Annotated in this window: 14 protein-coding genes and 2 tRNA genes; 9 read left to right on the top strand and 7 right to left on the bottom strand. The window is 49.9% G+C overall.

The features are described 5' to 3' along the window. Window positions 1–164: 164 nt before the first annotated feature. Together urtA and BWK47_RS09615 are read right to left on the bottom strand one after the other, a co-directional pair. A complete protein-coding gene (gene urtA, locus BWK47_RS09620) occupies window positions 165–1505 on the bottom strand; it encodes an urea ABC transporter substrate-binding protein (protein WP_010873110.1) in 1341 nt (446 codons plus the stop codon). Window positions 1506–1823: 318 nt separating this feature from the next. Continuing rightward, complete coding sequence (locus BWK47_RS09615; protein WP_162328470.1) at window positions 1824–2783, bottom strand: DNA polymerase III subunit delta'; 960 nt, start codon at window positions 2781–2783, stop codon at window positions 1824–1826. Window positions 2784–2851: 68 nt separating this feature from the next. Here BWK47_RS09615 and BWK47_RS09610 point away from each other — a divergent pair, with 68 nt between their 5' ends. The 3 genes from BWK47_RS09610 to ureB all read left to right on the top strand — a co-directional run bounded on the left by BWK47_RS09610 (window position 2852) and on the right by ureB (window position 4703). Beyond that, window positions 2852–3808: a 2-methyl-6-phytyl-1,4-hydroquinone methyltransferase gene (locus BWK47_RS09610; RefSeq protein ID WP_162328469.1), complete on the top strand. Its 957-nt coding sequence runs from the start codon at window positions 2852–2854 to the stop codon at window positions 3806–3808. Window positions 3809–3885: 77 nt separating this feature from the next. After that, complete coding sequence (locus tag BWK47_RS09605) at window positions 3886–4350, top strand: DUF6790 family protein (RefSeq protein WP_162328468.1); 465 nt, start codon at window positions 3886–3888, stop codon at window positions 4348–4350. Between the two features lie 35 nt (window positions 4351–4385). Then, window positions 4386–4703, top strand: a complete 318-nt coding sequence (ureB, locus tag BWK47_RS09600) for an urease subunit beta (RefSeq protein WP_237269580.1) — start codon at window positions 4386–4388, stop codon at window positions 4701–4703. Between the two features lie 56 nt (window positions 4704–4759). On the opposite strand, the gene BWK47_RS09595 is transcribed toward ureB, so the two are convergent. Then, window positions 4760–5392 (bottom strand): Uma2 family endonuclease, encoded by a 633-nt coding sequence (locus BWK47_RS09595; protein WP_162328467.1) that lies wholly within the window; start codon window positions 5390–5392, stop codon window positions 4760–4762. 109 nt (window positions 5393–5501) lie between these two features. Between BWK47_RS09595 and purB the strand changes: the two genes are divergently transcribed. Then, a complete protein-coding gene (gene purB, locus BWK47_RS09590) occupies window positions 5502–6797 on the top strand; it encodes an adenylosuccinate lyase (RefSeq protein WP_162328466.1) in 1296 nt (431 codons plus the stop codon). A gap of 116 nt (window positions 6798–6913) precedes the next feature. Beyond that, on the top strand, window positions 6914–7846 hold the full coding sequence (locus BWK47_RS09585) for an isoaspartyl peptidase/L-asparaginase (RefSeq protein ID WP_162328465.1): 933 nt from the start codon (window positions 6914–6916) through the stop codon (window positions 7844–7846). A gap of 104 nt (window positions 7847–7950) precedes the next feature. Here BWK47_RS09585 and BWK47_RS09580 read toward each other — a convergent pair. After that, window positions 7951–8022 (bottom strand) — tRNA-Asn (locus tag BWK47_RS09580). A 221-nt stretch (window positions 8023–8243) separates the two neighbouring features. On the opposite strand from BWK47_RS09580, the gene BWK47_RS09575 reads away from it, so the two are divergent. Beyond that, window positions 8244–8711: a hypothetical protein gene (locus BWK47_RS09575; protein ID WP_162329665.1), complete on the top strand. Its 468-nt coding sequence runs from the start codon at window positions 8244–8246 to the stop codon at window positions 8709–8711. Window positions 8712–8791: 80 nt separating this feature from the next. Further along, a complete protein-coding gene (locus BWK47_RS09570; RefSeq protein ID WP_162328464.1) occupies window positions 8792–10396 on the top strand; it encodes a B12-binding domain-containing radical SAM protein in 1605 nt (534 codons plus the stop codon). A 2-nt stretch (window positions 10397–10398) separates the two neighbouring features. On the opposite strand, the gene aroA is transcribed toward BWK47_RS09570, so the two are convergent. Continuing rightward, the gene (gene aroA / locus BWK47_RS09565) at window positions 10399–11742 is read right to left on the bottom strand and encodes a 3-phosphoshikimate 1-carboxyvinyltransferase (protein ID WP_162328463.1); all 1344 of its coding nucleotides are present in this window, start codon (window positions 11740–11742) and stop codon (window positions 10399–10401) included. 33 nt (window positions 11743–11775) lie between these two features. Then, complete coding sequence (locus tag BWK47_RS16890; RefSeq protein WP_204250401.1) at window positions 11776–11931, bottom strand: hypothetical protein; 156 nt, start codon at window positions 11929–11931, stop codon at window positions 11776–11778. Between BWK47_RS16890 and BWK47_RS09560 the strand changes: the two genes are divergently transcribed. Then, complete coding sequence (locus BWK47_RS09560; RefSeq protein ID WP_010873099.1) at window positions 11931–12293, top strand: hypothetical protein; 363 nt, start codon at window positions 11931–11933, stop codon at window positions 12291–12293. The two genes, BWK47_RS16890 and BWK47_RS09560, sit on opposite strands and share 1 nt — an antisense overlap. A 254-nt stretch (window positions 12294–12547) precedes the next feature. Beyond that, a tRNA-Gln gene (locus BWK47_RS09555) sits at window positions 12548–12619 on the top strand. Between the two features lie 70 nt (window positions 12620–12689). Here the strand turns inward: BWK47_RS09555 and BWK47_RS09550 are convergent. After that, complete coding sequence (locus tag BWK47_RS09550) at window positions 12690–13016, bottom strand: hypothetical protein (protein ID WP_199303490.1); 327 nt, start codon at window positions 13014–13016, stop codon at window positions 12690–12692. Window positions 13017–13207: the final 191 nt, after the last annotated feature.

The following is a 13207-nucleotide window of genomic DNA, read 5'->3' as shown; positions in this document are numbered from 1 at the left end:
ACCTAATCACGCCGAATGGAGCAAGAAAAAACCACTGGCCCCTTCAAATTCCATTCTAGGGAAATCAATGGGGACAATGGCCGTAATAATTCAAACCATCAAACAATCAGTGAGCAGTGTTTTAGTTCTTTACTCGGTTAAAAACTAGTAAAAACTAGGCCAATTTAGCTGGCCTTGAACTTACCAGGATTTTCCACATCGGTGCGGGTCCAATCGCAGGTGAAACCTTTGGTTTCCGGTACGAACTGGTTCCAGGGAATGGGGTCCACGGGGCCATCACTGGACCAAACAATGGTGAACTGACCTTCGTCATTGACTTCCCCAATGCGGACAGTTTTGGAAATGTGGTGGTTGGGTTGCATGGTCACCATGCCTTCCGGAGCGTCAAAGGTTTTACCAATCGCCGCCGCCCGGACTTTTTCTAAGCCTTCGGGAGTTTCACCCACATCTCCAGCCGCTTCCACCGCCGCCTTCCAGAGGTAAACGGAAATATAAGCTGCTTCCATGGGGTCGTTGGTAACCCGGTCTTCACCGTATTTAGCCTTAAAAGCTGCCACAAATTTCTGGTTGGCAGGGGTATCCACACTCTGGAAATAGTTCCAAGAAGCAAACTGGCCGAGCAGATACTCCTTACCAATTTGGCGTACTTCCTCTTCCGCCACACTCACGGACATGACCGGATATTTATCGGGGGTCAAACCAGCGGCTTGGATCTGCTTGAAGAAGGCAACATTACTATCCCCATTCAGGGTGTTGAAAATTACGCCGCCATCGGGCAGGGCTTCCCGGATTTTGGTGATGATAGGGGTAACTTCGGTGTTACCCAGGGGCAGGTAATCTTCCCCAAGGGTTTCGCCACCTTTGGCTTTCAACTGCTCTTTAATGATGGTGTTAGCAGTGCGGGGGAAAACGTAATCGGAACCCACCAGGAAGAACTTATTGCCTTTATTTTCCAGCAACCAATCCACCGCCGGTTCAATTTGTTGGTTGGGGGCGGCACCGGTGTAGAAAATGTTTTTGGAACATTCCTGACCTTCGTACTGTACTGGGTACCAAAGCATGTGGTTTTTGGCTTCAAATACCGGCAGTACCGCTTTCCGGCTGGCGGAAGTCCAACAACCAAAGACTACGGGTACCTTATCTTGGTCAATTAACTTAGCCGCTTTTTCCGCAAAAGTGGGCCAATCGGAAGCTCCATCTTCTTTGATGGCTTCAATGGGTCTACCCAAAACTCCACCGGCTGCATTAATCTCTTCGATCGCCAGTTCCGCCGCTTCCACCACGGTGGTTTCACTGATGGCCATGGTGCCACTGAGGGAGTGGAGCAAACCAACTTTAATCGGTTCCCCGGTGGGAGCAGTACCGGTGGTGGGGGACTCAGTCGGTTCAGCAGTGGGTTCGGTGGTAGGTTCCGTGCCGCCGCCACAGGCTTTGAGCAATAGACTGGCGCCTAGGGTTGCTGATCCATACAGCAAAAATTTACGTCTTCCAAAAGGGTTAGTCATACGCGAAAAATTATTACCTCGTAAGGATTCTAAATATGCTTGTTGGCTGGTGGGGAGGAGTTTATTGGGCGGAAACAGTGCTCTTAAAAAGTTTTTATCCGCAGTTTATTTTGGTCAACAAGGCAGGGGACTTCCAGGGTAAATCCGCCGGAAACAAATAAGACCCCATACTACGAGTAGGTTAAGAAAAAATTATGTAGCATAGGATACCGTTTTGTCCGACTAAGCCCCTTTTGCGCCCGTTTTGTCCCCATTGTCAGGGAGGCTTAGCATTGGAACCGTTCAGCAAGAACAATCTTGGGGCTAGTTATTGAGGAATTATCGGCGATCGCCAGAGTTTTCTAAACGATAAAGGGCGAGGAAAGTCGTTTCCCACACTAGCCGGGGCTGAACGTAGGCGGCCAGGTATTTACGAGCTTTTTCCAGAATTTCTAACCATGGCCGTTGGTGGTGGCCATGCCAATAGTGATACTGGAGATAGTCCACTAACCAGAGTTGGGCACTGTTATCCAAGTTGCCATCCACCATCTTGGCCAAATCAAAGGCTGCTAGAGGACTAGTTGGTGGTTGCATTAACTTTTGCCGCAGTTCCGCCGGAATGCTCTGCATTTGCTCCCAAGCTTGAAATAACAGACCGGGACTCCCCTGGGCGATCGCCAACAGTTCGGGGTGGTGGAGGATTTCCTGGCGGGCCAACCTCTGCAAAATTTTGGTCATATCACCTTCCCCTAAACGATAAAAGGGGATGCGCTGACAGCGGGAAACAATGGTGGGCAACAGGACATCAACGCTGGGGGCCAAAAGGATCAAAGTAGCCCTTCCTGGTTCTTCCAAGGTTTTGAGCAAGGCATTGGCGGCCCCTTCATTCATGGCTTGGGCTTCCTCGATCAGAATCACAGCCCTTTCTGCTTCCAACGGGGGACGACTGAGGAAACGGTTGATTTCCCGCACCTGTTCCACTCGGATTAATGGAGCCGCCCGTCGTTTAAGTCCAGCCTGGTCTGCTTCGCTGGCGGTTAGTAGTTTGCCCTGGTGTTGAAAAGTGGGTTCTATTTTCAATAAATCGGGATGATTCCCGGCAAAAAAACGTTCCTGGCGATCGGTTTTAGTGTCCAAGCCCATTAGTAAGGTTTCCCCAAAGGCCTTGGCGGCTAAACTTTTGCCCACCCCCTCTGGCCCCACCAGCAAATAGGCCGGAGCAATGCGTTCCTGGGCGATCGCCTGTTGTAGTAAGGCAATGGCTTGGTCTTGACCAATGATGGATTGGAAGCGATTCATGGCCCTGCCCAACTTTGTTACCCTAAACAAGATTAATACTTAATTTTCCCTGCTGTTTTAACTATTCCATGCCCGAGTATTTGCTTCTGCCCGCTGGACTAATTTCCCTCTTCCTGGCGATCGCCGCTGGACTGTATCTCCTAACTGCCCGGGGCTATCAATCATCGGATTCCGTGGCCAACGCCTACGACCAATGGACGGAAGACGGCATTTTGGAATACTACTGGGGCGACCATATTCACCTCGGCCATTATGGTGAGCCTTCAGTGGCGAAGGATTTCATCCAATCGAAAATTGATTTTGTCCATGCCATGGCCCAGTGGGGCGGATTAGATACACTTCCCCCCGGCACAACGGTATTGGATGTGGGTTGCGGCATTGGTGGTAGCAGTCGCATTCTCGCCAAAGATTATGGTTTTAACGTTACCGGCATCACCATTAGTCCCCAACAGGTGAAACGGGCGACGGAATTAACTCCTCCCGATGTGACGGCCAAGTTTGCCGTGGATGATGCCATGGCTTTGTCCTTTACCGACGCTAGTTTCGACGTAGTTTGGTCGGTGGAAGCGGGGCCCCACATGCCCGATAAAGCTTTATTTGCAAAAGAATTACTGCGGGTAGTGAAACCAGGGGGCATTCTGGTGGTGGCGGATTGGAATCAACGGGACGATCGCCAAGTGCCCCTCAACTTCTGGGAAAAACCAGTGATGCGGCAACTGTTGGATCAATGGTCCCACCCTGCCTTTGCCAGCATTGAAGGTTTTGCGGAAAATTTGGAAGCCACGGGTTTGGTGGAGGGCCAGGTGACCACTGCTGATTGGACTGTACCGACCCTCCCCGCTTGGTTGGATACCATTTGGCAGGGCATTATCCGGCCCCAGGGCTGGTTACAATACGGCATTGCTGGGTTTATCAAATCCGTGCGGGAAGTACCGACTATTTTATTGATGCGCCTTGCCTTTGGGGCGGGACTTTGTCGCTTCGGTATGTTCAAAGCAGTGCGAAAAAACGCCACTGAAGCTTAAATTGCCAAGTAAGAATCCGCTAATTTCTTAATTTAGCTGAATATTTGAGGTTTTTGACTGCATTTCCCAGAACTATTATGTACTTTCTACTTGTAACTCTGGTAATTTTAGTTTTTCCCCTACTTTCTATTGCTTTGGAGTGGACCACTTCCGGCAATAGCCAAGCTTTGGTGGATGTGCTGGCCCGCTGGTTTGTGTTTTGGGGCGTGGGGGTGAGGCTATTTTTAGCTGGGGTGGTGCAAATCACTAAACCAAGTTTCACTGCCGAGAAAATTCTAGGTGTTCAAAGTCAAGACTCTCTGATTTTGGTCAAAGAGTTGGGCATCGGCAATTTGGCGATCGCCAGTGTGGCTTTGGGGAGTATCTTCGTCAACGCGTGGGTGCTGGGGGCCGCTCTGGCCGGGGGAATTTTTTACCTTTTGGCGGGGATTAACCATCTTTTACAACCCGAACGGAATGCTAAAGAAAACTACGCCATGGCCACGGATCTATTTTTGGGGTTACTGTTGGGGGGTATCTTGTTTTTTGCTTGGCAGCCCTAAGCCAATCGACTAATACCCATAGCTCAACTAACCATATGGCAACTATGATTCCTGGCGAAATCATTACCCCCGAAGGTGACATAGAACTAAACGTAGGCCGCTCCACCTGCACCATTAATGTGGCCAACACTGGCGATCGCCCTATTCAAGTGGGTTCCCATTACCATTTCTACGAAGTCAATGCCGCTCTGCAATTTGACCGGGATTTAGCCAAGGGCATGCGGTTGGATATTCCAGCGGGAACGGCGGTGCGCTTTGAGCCAGGGGACGAAAAAACCGTTAACTTAGTGGCCTATGCTGGCAGTCGGGAAATCTATGGCTTCAATGGCTTGGTGAACGGCCCTCTAGAGTGAAGAGAATCTGCCTAAAAGATTAGGTTTAGATCACATTAAAATCAGGCGATCGCCGCCTATTTTTGTTGACTGGTAAACCTTTGCATCGCTTCTAAAGCAGAAGACATCAGTACGCACTCTTCTAGCAGGGTAATATCCAAATCTGGAAGCAGTTGGCTTTTGGAAATGATTTGGTAATGATCGCCATCTAGAGAGTAGATAGAAAACTTTTTGTCTTGCCACATCCAGACTTCACCAATGCCAAGTCGTTGATATTTTTCCAGTTTTTTGGCACTGCCACTGCTGATATTGACTTCAATGGCCAAGTCGGGATGGGCCTTTTTCTCACCAAGATAGTAAGATTCATCGGGTTCAAAGGAAACAGATTCTCCCTTCGATTCCCGGGTGGCACTGCCCACCGGAATAAATTCAATTTCCCGTTGCCAAAAGTAGATACCCAACAAAATGGCAATCATACTTCTAATTGATTCGTGGTACTCCCCCAGGGTCATGAACTCAATTACTCCATCTAGATAGGTAATGCGTAGCCCTGGCTGTTGTTCCATGACCGCTTGAATAGCTTTAAAAGCCTCCCAACTGTGGTGACCGGGCAGCACAAGGGTTTGGTCTTGGGTAGGGATCGGCGCAGAACTGGTGATGGTCATGGGGACAGACCCTGCTCTGGGTGGCATAAATGCAATATCTTCCATATTACAAAAAACCTGGAAAACGCCATTGCCTTGGCAGTTGGAATGCCAGTATCTGACGATGGTTGCCGCCAAATAGTAAAATTAAGCGGTTATTTGGAGAACTGGTCCTGTGATCGAACGTTATACCCTGCCTGAAATGGGCAAAATTTGGACGGATACCTACAAGCTACAAACCTGGCTAGACGTGGAAATCGCCGTTTGTGAAGCCCAGGCGGAGTTGGGTTATATTCCCCAGGCAGCGGTGGACGAAATCAAGGCCAAAGCTAAGTTCGATCCCCAACGAGTGCTGGAAATTGAGGCGGAAGTGCGTCACGATGTCATCGCCTTTTTAACCAACGTTAATGAATATGTGGGGGATGCGGGGCGTTATATTCACCTGGGACTAACAAGCTCCGACGTACTGGACACCGCTCTGGCGTTGCAATTGGTGGCGAGCCTAGACCTGATTTTGGAACAGTTGGAAAAACTAATTCAGGCCATCCGTTACCAAGCTCAACAGCATCGTTACACCGTCATGGTGGGCCGTTCCCATGGTATCCATGCCGAACCCATCACATTCGGGTTTAAACTCGCTGGTTGGTTGGCGGAAGTATTGAGAAACCGCGATCGCCTGGTGCGGGTAGCCCAATCCATTGCCGTGGGTAAAATTTCCGGCGCCGTGGGCACCTATGCCAACATTGACCCCAAAGTGGAGGCGATCGCCTGTCAGAAATTAGGTCTAGAACCGGATACGGCTTCCACCCAGGTCATTTCCCGAGATCGCCATGCGGAATACGTGCAACAGTTGGCTTTGCTGGCTGCCTCTTTGGAACGGTTTGCGGTGGAAATTCGCAATCTGCAACGCACCGATGTATTGGAAGTGGAGGAATATTTTTCCAAGGGCCAAAAGGGTTCTTCCGCTATGCCCCACAAACGCAACCCCATCCGTTCAGAAAGGTTAACGGGAATGGCCCGCTTGGTCCGAGGCCATGCAGTGGCGGCGTTGGAAAATGTAGCTCTCTGGCATGAACGGGATATTTCCCACAGTTCTGTGGAGCGGGTTGCTTTTCCCGACTGCTGTATTCTCACCCATTTTATGTTGAAGGAAACCACGGATTTGGTGAAAAATCTGTTGGTCTATCCCGAAAATATGAAACGCAATATGAACGTTTACGGCGGGGTAATTTTCAGCCAAAAAGTTCTGCTTGCCCTAGTGGAAAAAGGCATGAATCGAGAAGATGCCTACCGAGTGGTGCAGGGTTCCGCCCACCAAGCCTGGAACACGGAAGGGGGCAATTTTGAAGAGCTAGTCCGAGCCGATGCCCAGGTAACGGCCCTACTTTCTACCGAAGAAATTGACCAGTGCTTTGATCCCCAACAACATTTAACTAACCTGGCGGAAATTTACAGCCGTTTGGATATTTAGTTAGAAAGTTAAATATATCTTTTTGACTCCGGCCCATAACTGCTAACGGTTTTGTCTGCCATCTACAATCCGTTAATGCCGATCCACTCTTCACCCACACCCTTACCTGAAATTCTATGACCCCCAAGTTAATCATCCATGGTGGTGCCAGTTCCCTCGACGATAAGGGGGGCTTGGCCACTGTGCGCCAATCCCTACATCAAATTGTGGCGGCAGTGTATGAAACCCTAACAGCGGGGGGCAGTGCCATGGATGCGGTGGTACAAGGTTGTGAATTATTGGAAAATGAGCCTCGTTTTAACGCTGGTACTGGTTCGGTGCTCCAGTCCGATGGACAAGTTCGCATGAGTGCTTCTTTGATGGACGGCGATCGCCAGAATTTTAGTGGGGTAATTAACGTTTCCCGCATTAAAAATCCGATCCAGATGGCCCAATTTTTGCAGGGGCAAACAGACCGGATTGTGTCCGATTATGGGGCGGCGGATTTAGCCAGGGAAATGCAACTGCCCATTTACGATCCCGCCACGGATTTTCGCATTCAGGAATGGATGGAGGAACGGGGGGAAGATGTGCGCAAAAAAATGGCTCGGCTAATTGCTGATCCCACCGCGGGCATTGAAGCCAGAAAAGGCACCATCGGCGTAGTAGCGTTGGATGCTAACGGCAAAATTGCGGCCGGTACTTCCACTGGGGGCAAAGGGCTAGAGCGCATTGGTCGGGTGAGTGATTCGGCGATGCCGGCGGGGAACTATGCCACCCGTTTTGCTGGGGTTAGTTGCACTGGAGTAGGGGAAGACATTATCAATGAATGTTTGGCCGCCAAGGTGGTAATCCGAGTTAAAGATGGCCAAAATTTAGCTCAAGCCATGGCAAAATCCATCACGGAAGCTTTGGAAAATAACACTGACCTGGGGGCGATCGCCTTGGATCATCAAGGACATATTGCCTGGGGAAAAACCTGCCCTGTCCTATTGGCGGCCTATCACACCGGTACGGCGATCGGAGACACGCTGGAATTAACCGATGGCGACCACTACGGCAACGCCTAAATGTAAAAACTGCAAAAAACAGTTAAAAAAATACATACAAAAACACGGGGAAAATAAACAGATTCCCCTGATTTCTAACCGCAAAAAACATCCGAGTTTTAGAACTCCCCGGGTAGGATTCGAACCTACGACCAATCGGTTAACAGCCGACCGCTCTACCACTGAGCTACCGAGGATTGACTCAACGATTCAACATCATAGCAACTAAAAGATCTTTTACACAAGCCCCTTGCTAAAAAAATTACTAAATTCTTAGGCCGGTTCCCAGCTTGGGGCCAATTTGCTCCCAGGGCCCTATGGCAGGGGGCCAATGTTGACCGTTATGCTGAAACAGAATCCTGTTTGTCATCCCCTGGATAGATAGCCTGATTTGCTTTTCCTCACCCGTCAAGTTTTTATGTTGACCCACCACCGTCGTCCGGTTTGCCTATCGCTCATTTCCACCGATTTGCCCATTCTTTCCACCCTGGAGACCGCTGCTACCCTCTACCAAAAGGATTTGCATCGCTTTCACCTCCTACTCCACCAAGAACAGGAGCAAGTTCCCGACGGCGATCGACAGGTATTACCCTCCTCCCAACTATTGTGGTTAGAACTGTCTCCCCGACGCATTGTGCTGACTCGCCAGGGTAATAGTCAATTTTCCTACCGTCATTTTTGGGAACAGGGAGTTTATGGCATTAGCCGCTATTGGCTCAATGAACAGGAAAGACATCTGAGCGACTCCTTCCAGTTACGGAATTACACTAGGGACATTACCATGCAGGGGTCTCCCTTACCGGAATTTTTGCGGGTGGAATATGAACTCTGGGCAGCCCAGCAATGTTTGGGTCATTATGTGTTGCATTTGGAAATTTACCATTAACCCCAACTCCCTGGCGATCGCCGTTGTTTTATTGTTGATCCGTTTGATCTTCCATTGATTTAACTAAGTATTCTGACTTTATGCACCAAGCCCAGGCCGAAAGGCTGCTGTTTACCCCTGCGTCTCCCCAAGCCGATGCGGTGCCGTTAATTTTTGCCTTTCCCAACATCTACAGTGTGGGCATTACCAGTTTGGGGTATCAAGTAATTTGGTCAACCTTAGCCCAACGCTCCGATGTGCAGGTTAGTCGTCTTTTCACCGACGCCCAAGAAACGTTACCCCGATCGCCAGAATTGGTGGGCTTTTCCTTTTCCTGGGAGTTGGACTACAGCAATATTTTGACCCTGTTGGAGCAATTGCAAATTCCCCTGCTGGCGAAGGAGCGGGGTGCTGAAGATCCTTTGATATTCGGTGGCGGCCCGGTGCTGACCGCTAATCCAGAACCTTTTGCAGACTTTTTTGACCTAATTTTGTTGGGGGACGGGGAAAATCTACTGCCGGAATTTATTGATGGTTACCAAGGGGTGCGGTCTTGTTCTAGGGATGAAAAACTGGAAAAACTAGCCCAAATTCCCGGCATTTATGTGCCCAGTTTGTACGAAATCGGTTATGAAGCCGCTGAAGGTAAAATTAGTCACATCCAACCCAGTACCATCGCCATTCCCGCCCAAGTTAGTAAGCAAACCTACCGGGGTAATGTTCTGTCTTCCTCGACAGTGGTGACGGAAAAGGCCGCATGGGAAAATATTTTCATGGTGGAAGTGGTACGCAGTTGCCCGGAAATGTGTCGCTTTTGCCTAGCTAGTTACCTGACGTTACCTTTTCGACCAGCGGATACGGAAAAATCCCTACTGCCCGCCATTGAACGGGGATTGCAAGTGAGCGATCGCCTGGGATTGTTAGGAGCTTCCGTAACCCAACATCCGGAATTTAACGAGTTGTTGGATTACCTGGGAAAACCAGAATTTGACCATGTGCGACTCAGCATTGCTTCAGTGCGTACCAACACAGTGGACGAAAAATTGGCCCAAACCTTAGCTAAACGGGGCACTAAATCCCTCACCATTGCCATTGAAAGCGGTTCGGAAAAACTCCGGCAAATTATCAATAAAAAACTGACTAACGAGGAAATTCTCACCGCCGCTCAACAGGCCCAGGCGGGGGGATTACAGGGATTGAAGTTTTATGGCATGGTCGGCGTACCAGGGGAAACAAGGTCAGATGTGGAGACAACGGTAGATTTGTTGAAACAGGTCAAAAAAGTCGCCCCCGGTTTACGTCTCACCTTTGGCTGTAGCACCTTTGTCCCCAAGGCCCACACTCCATTCCAATGGTATGGGGTCAACCCGGAAGCCAAACAGCGACTACAATTTTTGCAAAAAAAACTGCGGCCCCTGGGTGTTGATTTCCGTCCCGAAAGTTATAACTGGTCGGTGATGCAGGCTTTAATTTCCCGTGGCGATCGCCGTTTGGCCCCACTGCTTTTACTCACCCGCCATTACGGAGATACTTTGGGCAGTTTTAAGCGAGCTTTTAAGGAATTAAAAGGCCAGTTACCCAGCTTAACGGATACGGTCCATGCCGATTGGTCAATTGCGGATAAATTACCCTGGCAACATTTACTGGGACCTTTACCCCAAACTACGTTGGTAAAACATTTACAATCCGCCCAGGAGTCTTTCTAACTTTATCCTTGGGCCACTTCCCCCAGCGTGGTAAAAAATTCTGGATAGGAAATAGCGGCCGCTTCCGCCCGGTTAATAATTGTTTGCCCCCCACTACCCAAAGCGGCGATCGCCAAGGCCATGGCAATGCGGTGATCCGTCAAACTATCCACTTCTGCCCCTTGTAATGGGATTCCCCCCTGGATTTCTAAGCCATCGTCAAACTCGGTAATTTTCGCCCCCATTTTGCCAAGCTCCGAAGCAATGGCCGCTAGGCGATCGCTCTCTTTGACCCTCAATTCTGCGGCATCTTCAATGCGGGTAGTGCCCTCTGCAAAGGCCGCCGCCACTGCCAAAATGGGAATTTCATCAATCAGTCGGGGAATAATTTCGCCGCCGAAGGTGCAACCCTGGAGATGGCTTGCCCTAACCCGCAGATCTGCTACCGGTTCCCCCGTTACCAATCGTTCATTCTCCGGGGTAATGTCCGCCCCCATCTGGGCCAACACTTCCAACACCCCTGTCCTGGTGGGGTTAATGCCTACATTTTCCACCAACAATTCTGATCCAGGCAAAATAGATGCCGCCACTAACCAAAAGGCCGCCGAGCTGATGTCCCCTGGCACCACCACCGGTTGCCCCGTTAAATGGGCCGGGCCATGGACGGTGACGCTATGGGTTGCTGGATCAATGGTTAATTTGGCTCCAAAGGCCTGCAACATGCGTTCGCTATGATCCCGGGATAGAGCTGGTTCTGTAACCGTGGTGTCCCCCTCGGTGGTTAACCCCGCTAGTAAGAGGCAGGACTTTACCTGGGCTGAAGCAATGGGGGAATGGTAATGGATCGGTTTTAATTGGCTACCCTGGACTGCCAAGGGAGCAAACTTACCGTTACTCCGGGCCCAAATTTTTGCCCCCATTTGTTGCAGGGGTTGAATTACCCGGGACATCGGTCTTTGCCGGAGGGAATCATCGCCGGTGACGGTGAATAAACAATCTTTTTGCCCCGCTAGCAAGCCCAGCATTAAACGCATGGTGGTGCCAGAGTTACCGGCATCCAAAACGGTACTGGGTTCCTGTAACTGTCCCAGACCCCGACCCTGAACGATGATTTTTTCTGCATTCAGTTCGCTGATTTCTGCTCCCATGGCCCGAAAACAATGGGCCGTACTACGGGGATCTTCCCCCAACAGTAGTCCCTCGATGGTCGTTTCCCCAGTGGCGATCGCCCCCAACATCAAAGCCCGATGGGAAATAGACTTATCCCCCGGTACCCGTAGGCGGCCAGTCAAAGCAACCCCTTGGGCAGGGGGATTAACAGTTAAACGTTGGTGGGATTGATAATTATTGAGGGAAAGCAAGACCATGGAAGAGACAAATTAGGAGCAGGGAAGACCAAGCTAAATTGTATTGGCATTTCTGCCCCCCGCCAAATTTTCCTTGGTTTGGTCAGGGAAGTAAAAAACATCGTTACCATGGTCAGTGGAAGGGCGACAGTTTGTTAATTTCAACAGGCGATCGCCTAGCAACCATTGCCAGACCAGAGGCCAAACCAATGAAATACCATTATTCCCCATGGAAATTAGTTCTGCTTGCCGGCACCGCTTTTGTGCTCGGGACCCCCACTACCGTTACAGCCCAATCCTATAACCCAGTGGAACCTTTCCCAGAAGACTTACCGGCCACGGGCAATATCAACGACCTCGATGGCCTCCAGGAACGTCAAGTGGAAGATTGGTTCCCCCAACAAAATATGGGGACTAATTCCCAAACCCTATTGGAAATTAACACTACCAATACCCCTCCCCTCAGTATCAATGACCGTAGTAGCCAGATCAAAGAAGAAAATGATTGGCAACGCAGTTCTTCGGGGGAACCCAAACAAACAGGTTCCGGTTTTCCCCTGGGTACTTTTTAGCTGATCAATTTGCTTGTCTTGGTAGGGCCCTGTCTCCCCGTGATTCTGGGAGGCAGACAGTTTTTTCTTTCCTTTATTTTTAATGACCGTTGCCTTTTGTCAACTCCAATCACTGTGACAGTGCTCATTAATGGGCGATGTGCTTAACCCTGTGGCTCCCGGCCAAAATCCCTGTTCCCGACCCGGATGCAAATTTTTCAGGGGAGCTTGACAGAACTTGGAATGGTGCTGGTAGAATAACAAAGGTTAATCAATGGGGTGTAGCCAAGCGGTAAGGCAGCGGGTTTTGGTCCCGCCATTCCTAGGTTCGAATCCTAGCACCCCAGTTTCGTCAATCTATAAGCCTTTCAGCCTTTCCCCACACGGCCGTTGCTTTTTGGGAGAATAGTTATGGTCCTAATCTAATTCCCCCAGGGACTCCACCTCCTGCTCCAGGCTTTCCTGCAAATTCTTGATGAAATGACTCAGCTTACCCCGCTCAATGTATGGCCAGCCGCCACTTTCTTCGATATCCCTTAGTAGGCCATATAGACCCCGACGGGTATTGGGCAAGGCCGGTTCAAAATAGTCGATGCGAATGTGACGGTGCAGAGATTCCAGAACCCTTAGGAGCTGTAGCAAACGGTCATGGTCGTCCTGGTAATCTTCCGCCAGGGCTTCGGTGGTGGTCATGAGGGCTTCTAACTCGGGAGTTAGACATAATTTTTGGTTGATCGATTCCATTGATTCCAAATAAAGCTCAGTTAGGCAGATGGGCTGTTCGCAAACAAACACCAACCCAAATGATAGTGGTTTGTGGCCAAAGCCTTGCTCTGACCTGTTGGGGAAATGCCCCTTCCGGCCATATGGCTGGTAAGGTAACGAAAGTTTGGTAGAGTGGATCTCGTTAAAATATGCCTATTTTGTCCATAATC

Origin of the sequence: Synechocystis sp. CACIAM 05 (assembly GCF_010222815.1) — a bacterium.
In the GTDB taxonomy this organism is placed as follows: Bacteria; Cyanobacteriota; Cyanobacteriia; order Cyanobacteriales; family Microcystaceae; genus Synechocystis.
Note: the sequence above shows the minus strand (reverse complement) of the source record. Positions and strands in the feature narration are given on the sequence as shown.

Bases quoted from the DNA above. Each gene is read 5' to 3' on its own strand.
- urtA (WP_010873110.1), bottom strand. From the start codon at position 1,505: ATGACTAACCCTTTTGGAAGACGTAAATTTTTGCTGTATGGATCAGCA.
- BWK47_RS09615 (WP_162328470.1), bottom strand. From the start codon at position 2,783: ATGAATCGCTTCCAATCCATCATTGGTCAAGACCAAGCCATTGCCTTA.
- BWK47_RS09610 (WP_162328469.1), top strand. From the start codon at position 2,852: ATGCCCGAGTATTTGCTTCTGCCCGCTGGACTAATTTCCCTCTTCCTG.
- BWK47_RS09605 (WP_162328468.1), top strand. From the start codon at position 3,886: ATGTACTTTCTACTTGTAACTCTGGTAATTTTAGTTTTTCCCCTACTT.
- ureB (WP_237269580.1), top strand. From the start codon at position 4,386: ATGGCAACTATGATTCCTGGCGAAATCATTACCCCCGAAGGTGACATA.
- BWK47_RS09595 (WP_162328467.1), bottom strand. From the start codon at position 5,392: ATGGAAGATATTGCATTTATGCCACCCAGAGCAGGGTCTGTCCCCATG.
- BWK47_RS09585 (WP_162328465.1), top strand. From the start codon at position 6,914: ATGACCCCCAAGTTAATCATCCATGGTGGTGCCAGTTCCCTCGACGAT.
- BWK47_RS09575 (WP_162329665.1), top strand. From the start codon at position 8,244: ATGTTGACCCACCACCGTCGTCCGGTTTGCCTATCGCTCATTTCCACC.
- BWK47_RS09570 (WP_162328464.1), top strand. From the start codon at position 8,792: ATGCACCAAGCCCAGGCCGAAAGGCTGCTGTTTACCCCTGCGTCTCCC.
- aroA (WP_162328463.1), bottom strand. From the start codon at position 11,742: ATGGTCTTGCTTTCCCTCAATAATTATCAATCCCACCAACGTTTAACT.
- BWK47_RS09560 (WP_010873099.1), top strand. From the start codon at position 11,931: ATGAAATACCATTATTCCCCATGGAAATTAGTTCTGCTTGCCGGCACC.
- BWK47_RS09550 (WP_199303490.1), bottom strand. From the start codon at position 13,016: ATGGAATCGATCAACCAAAAATTATGTCTAACTCCCGAGTTAGAAGCC.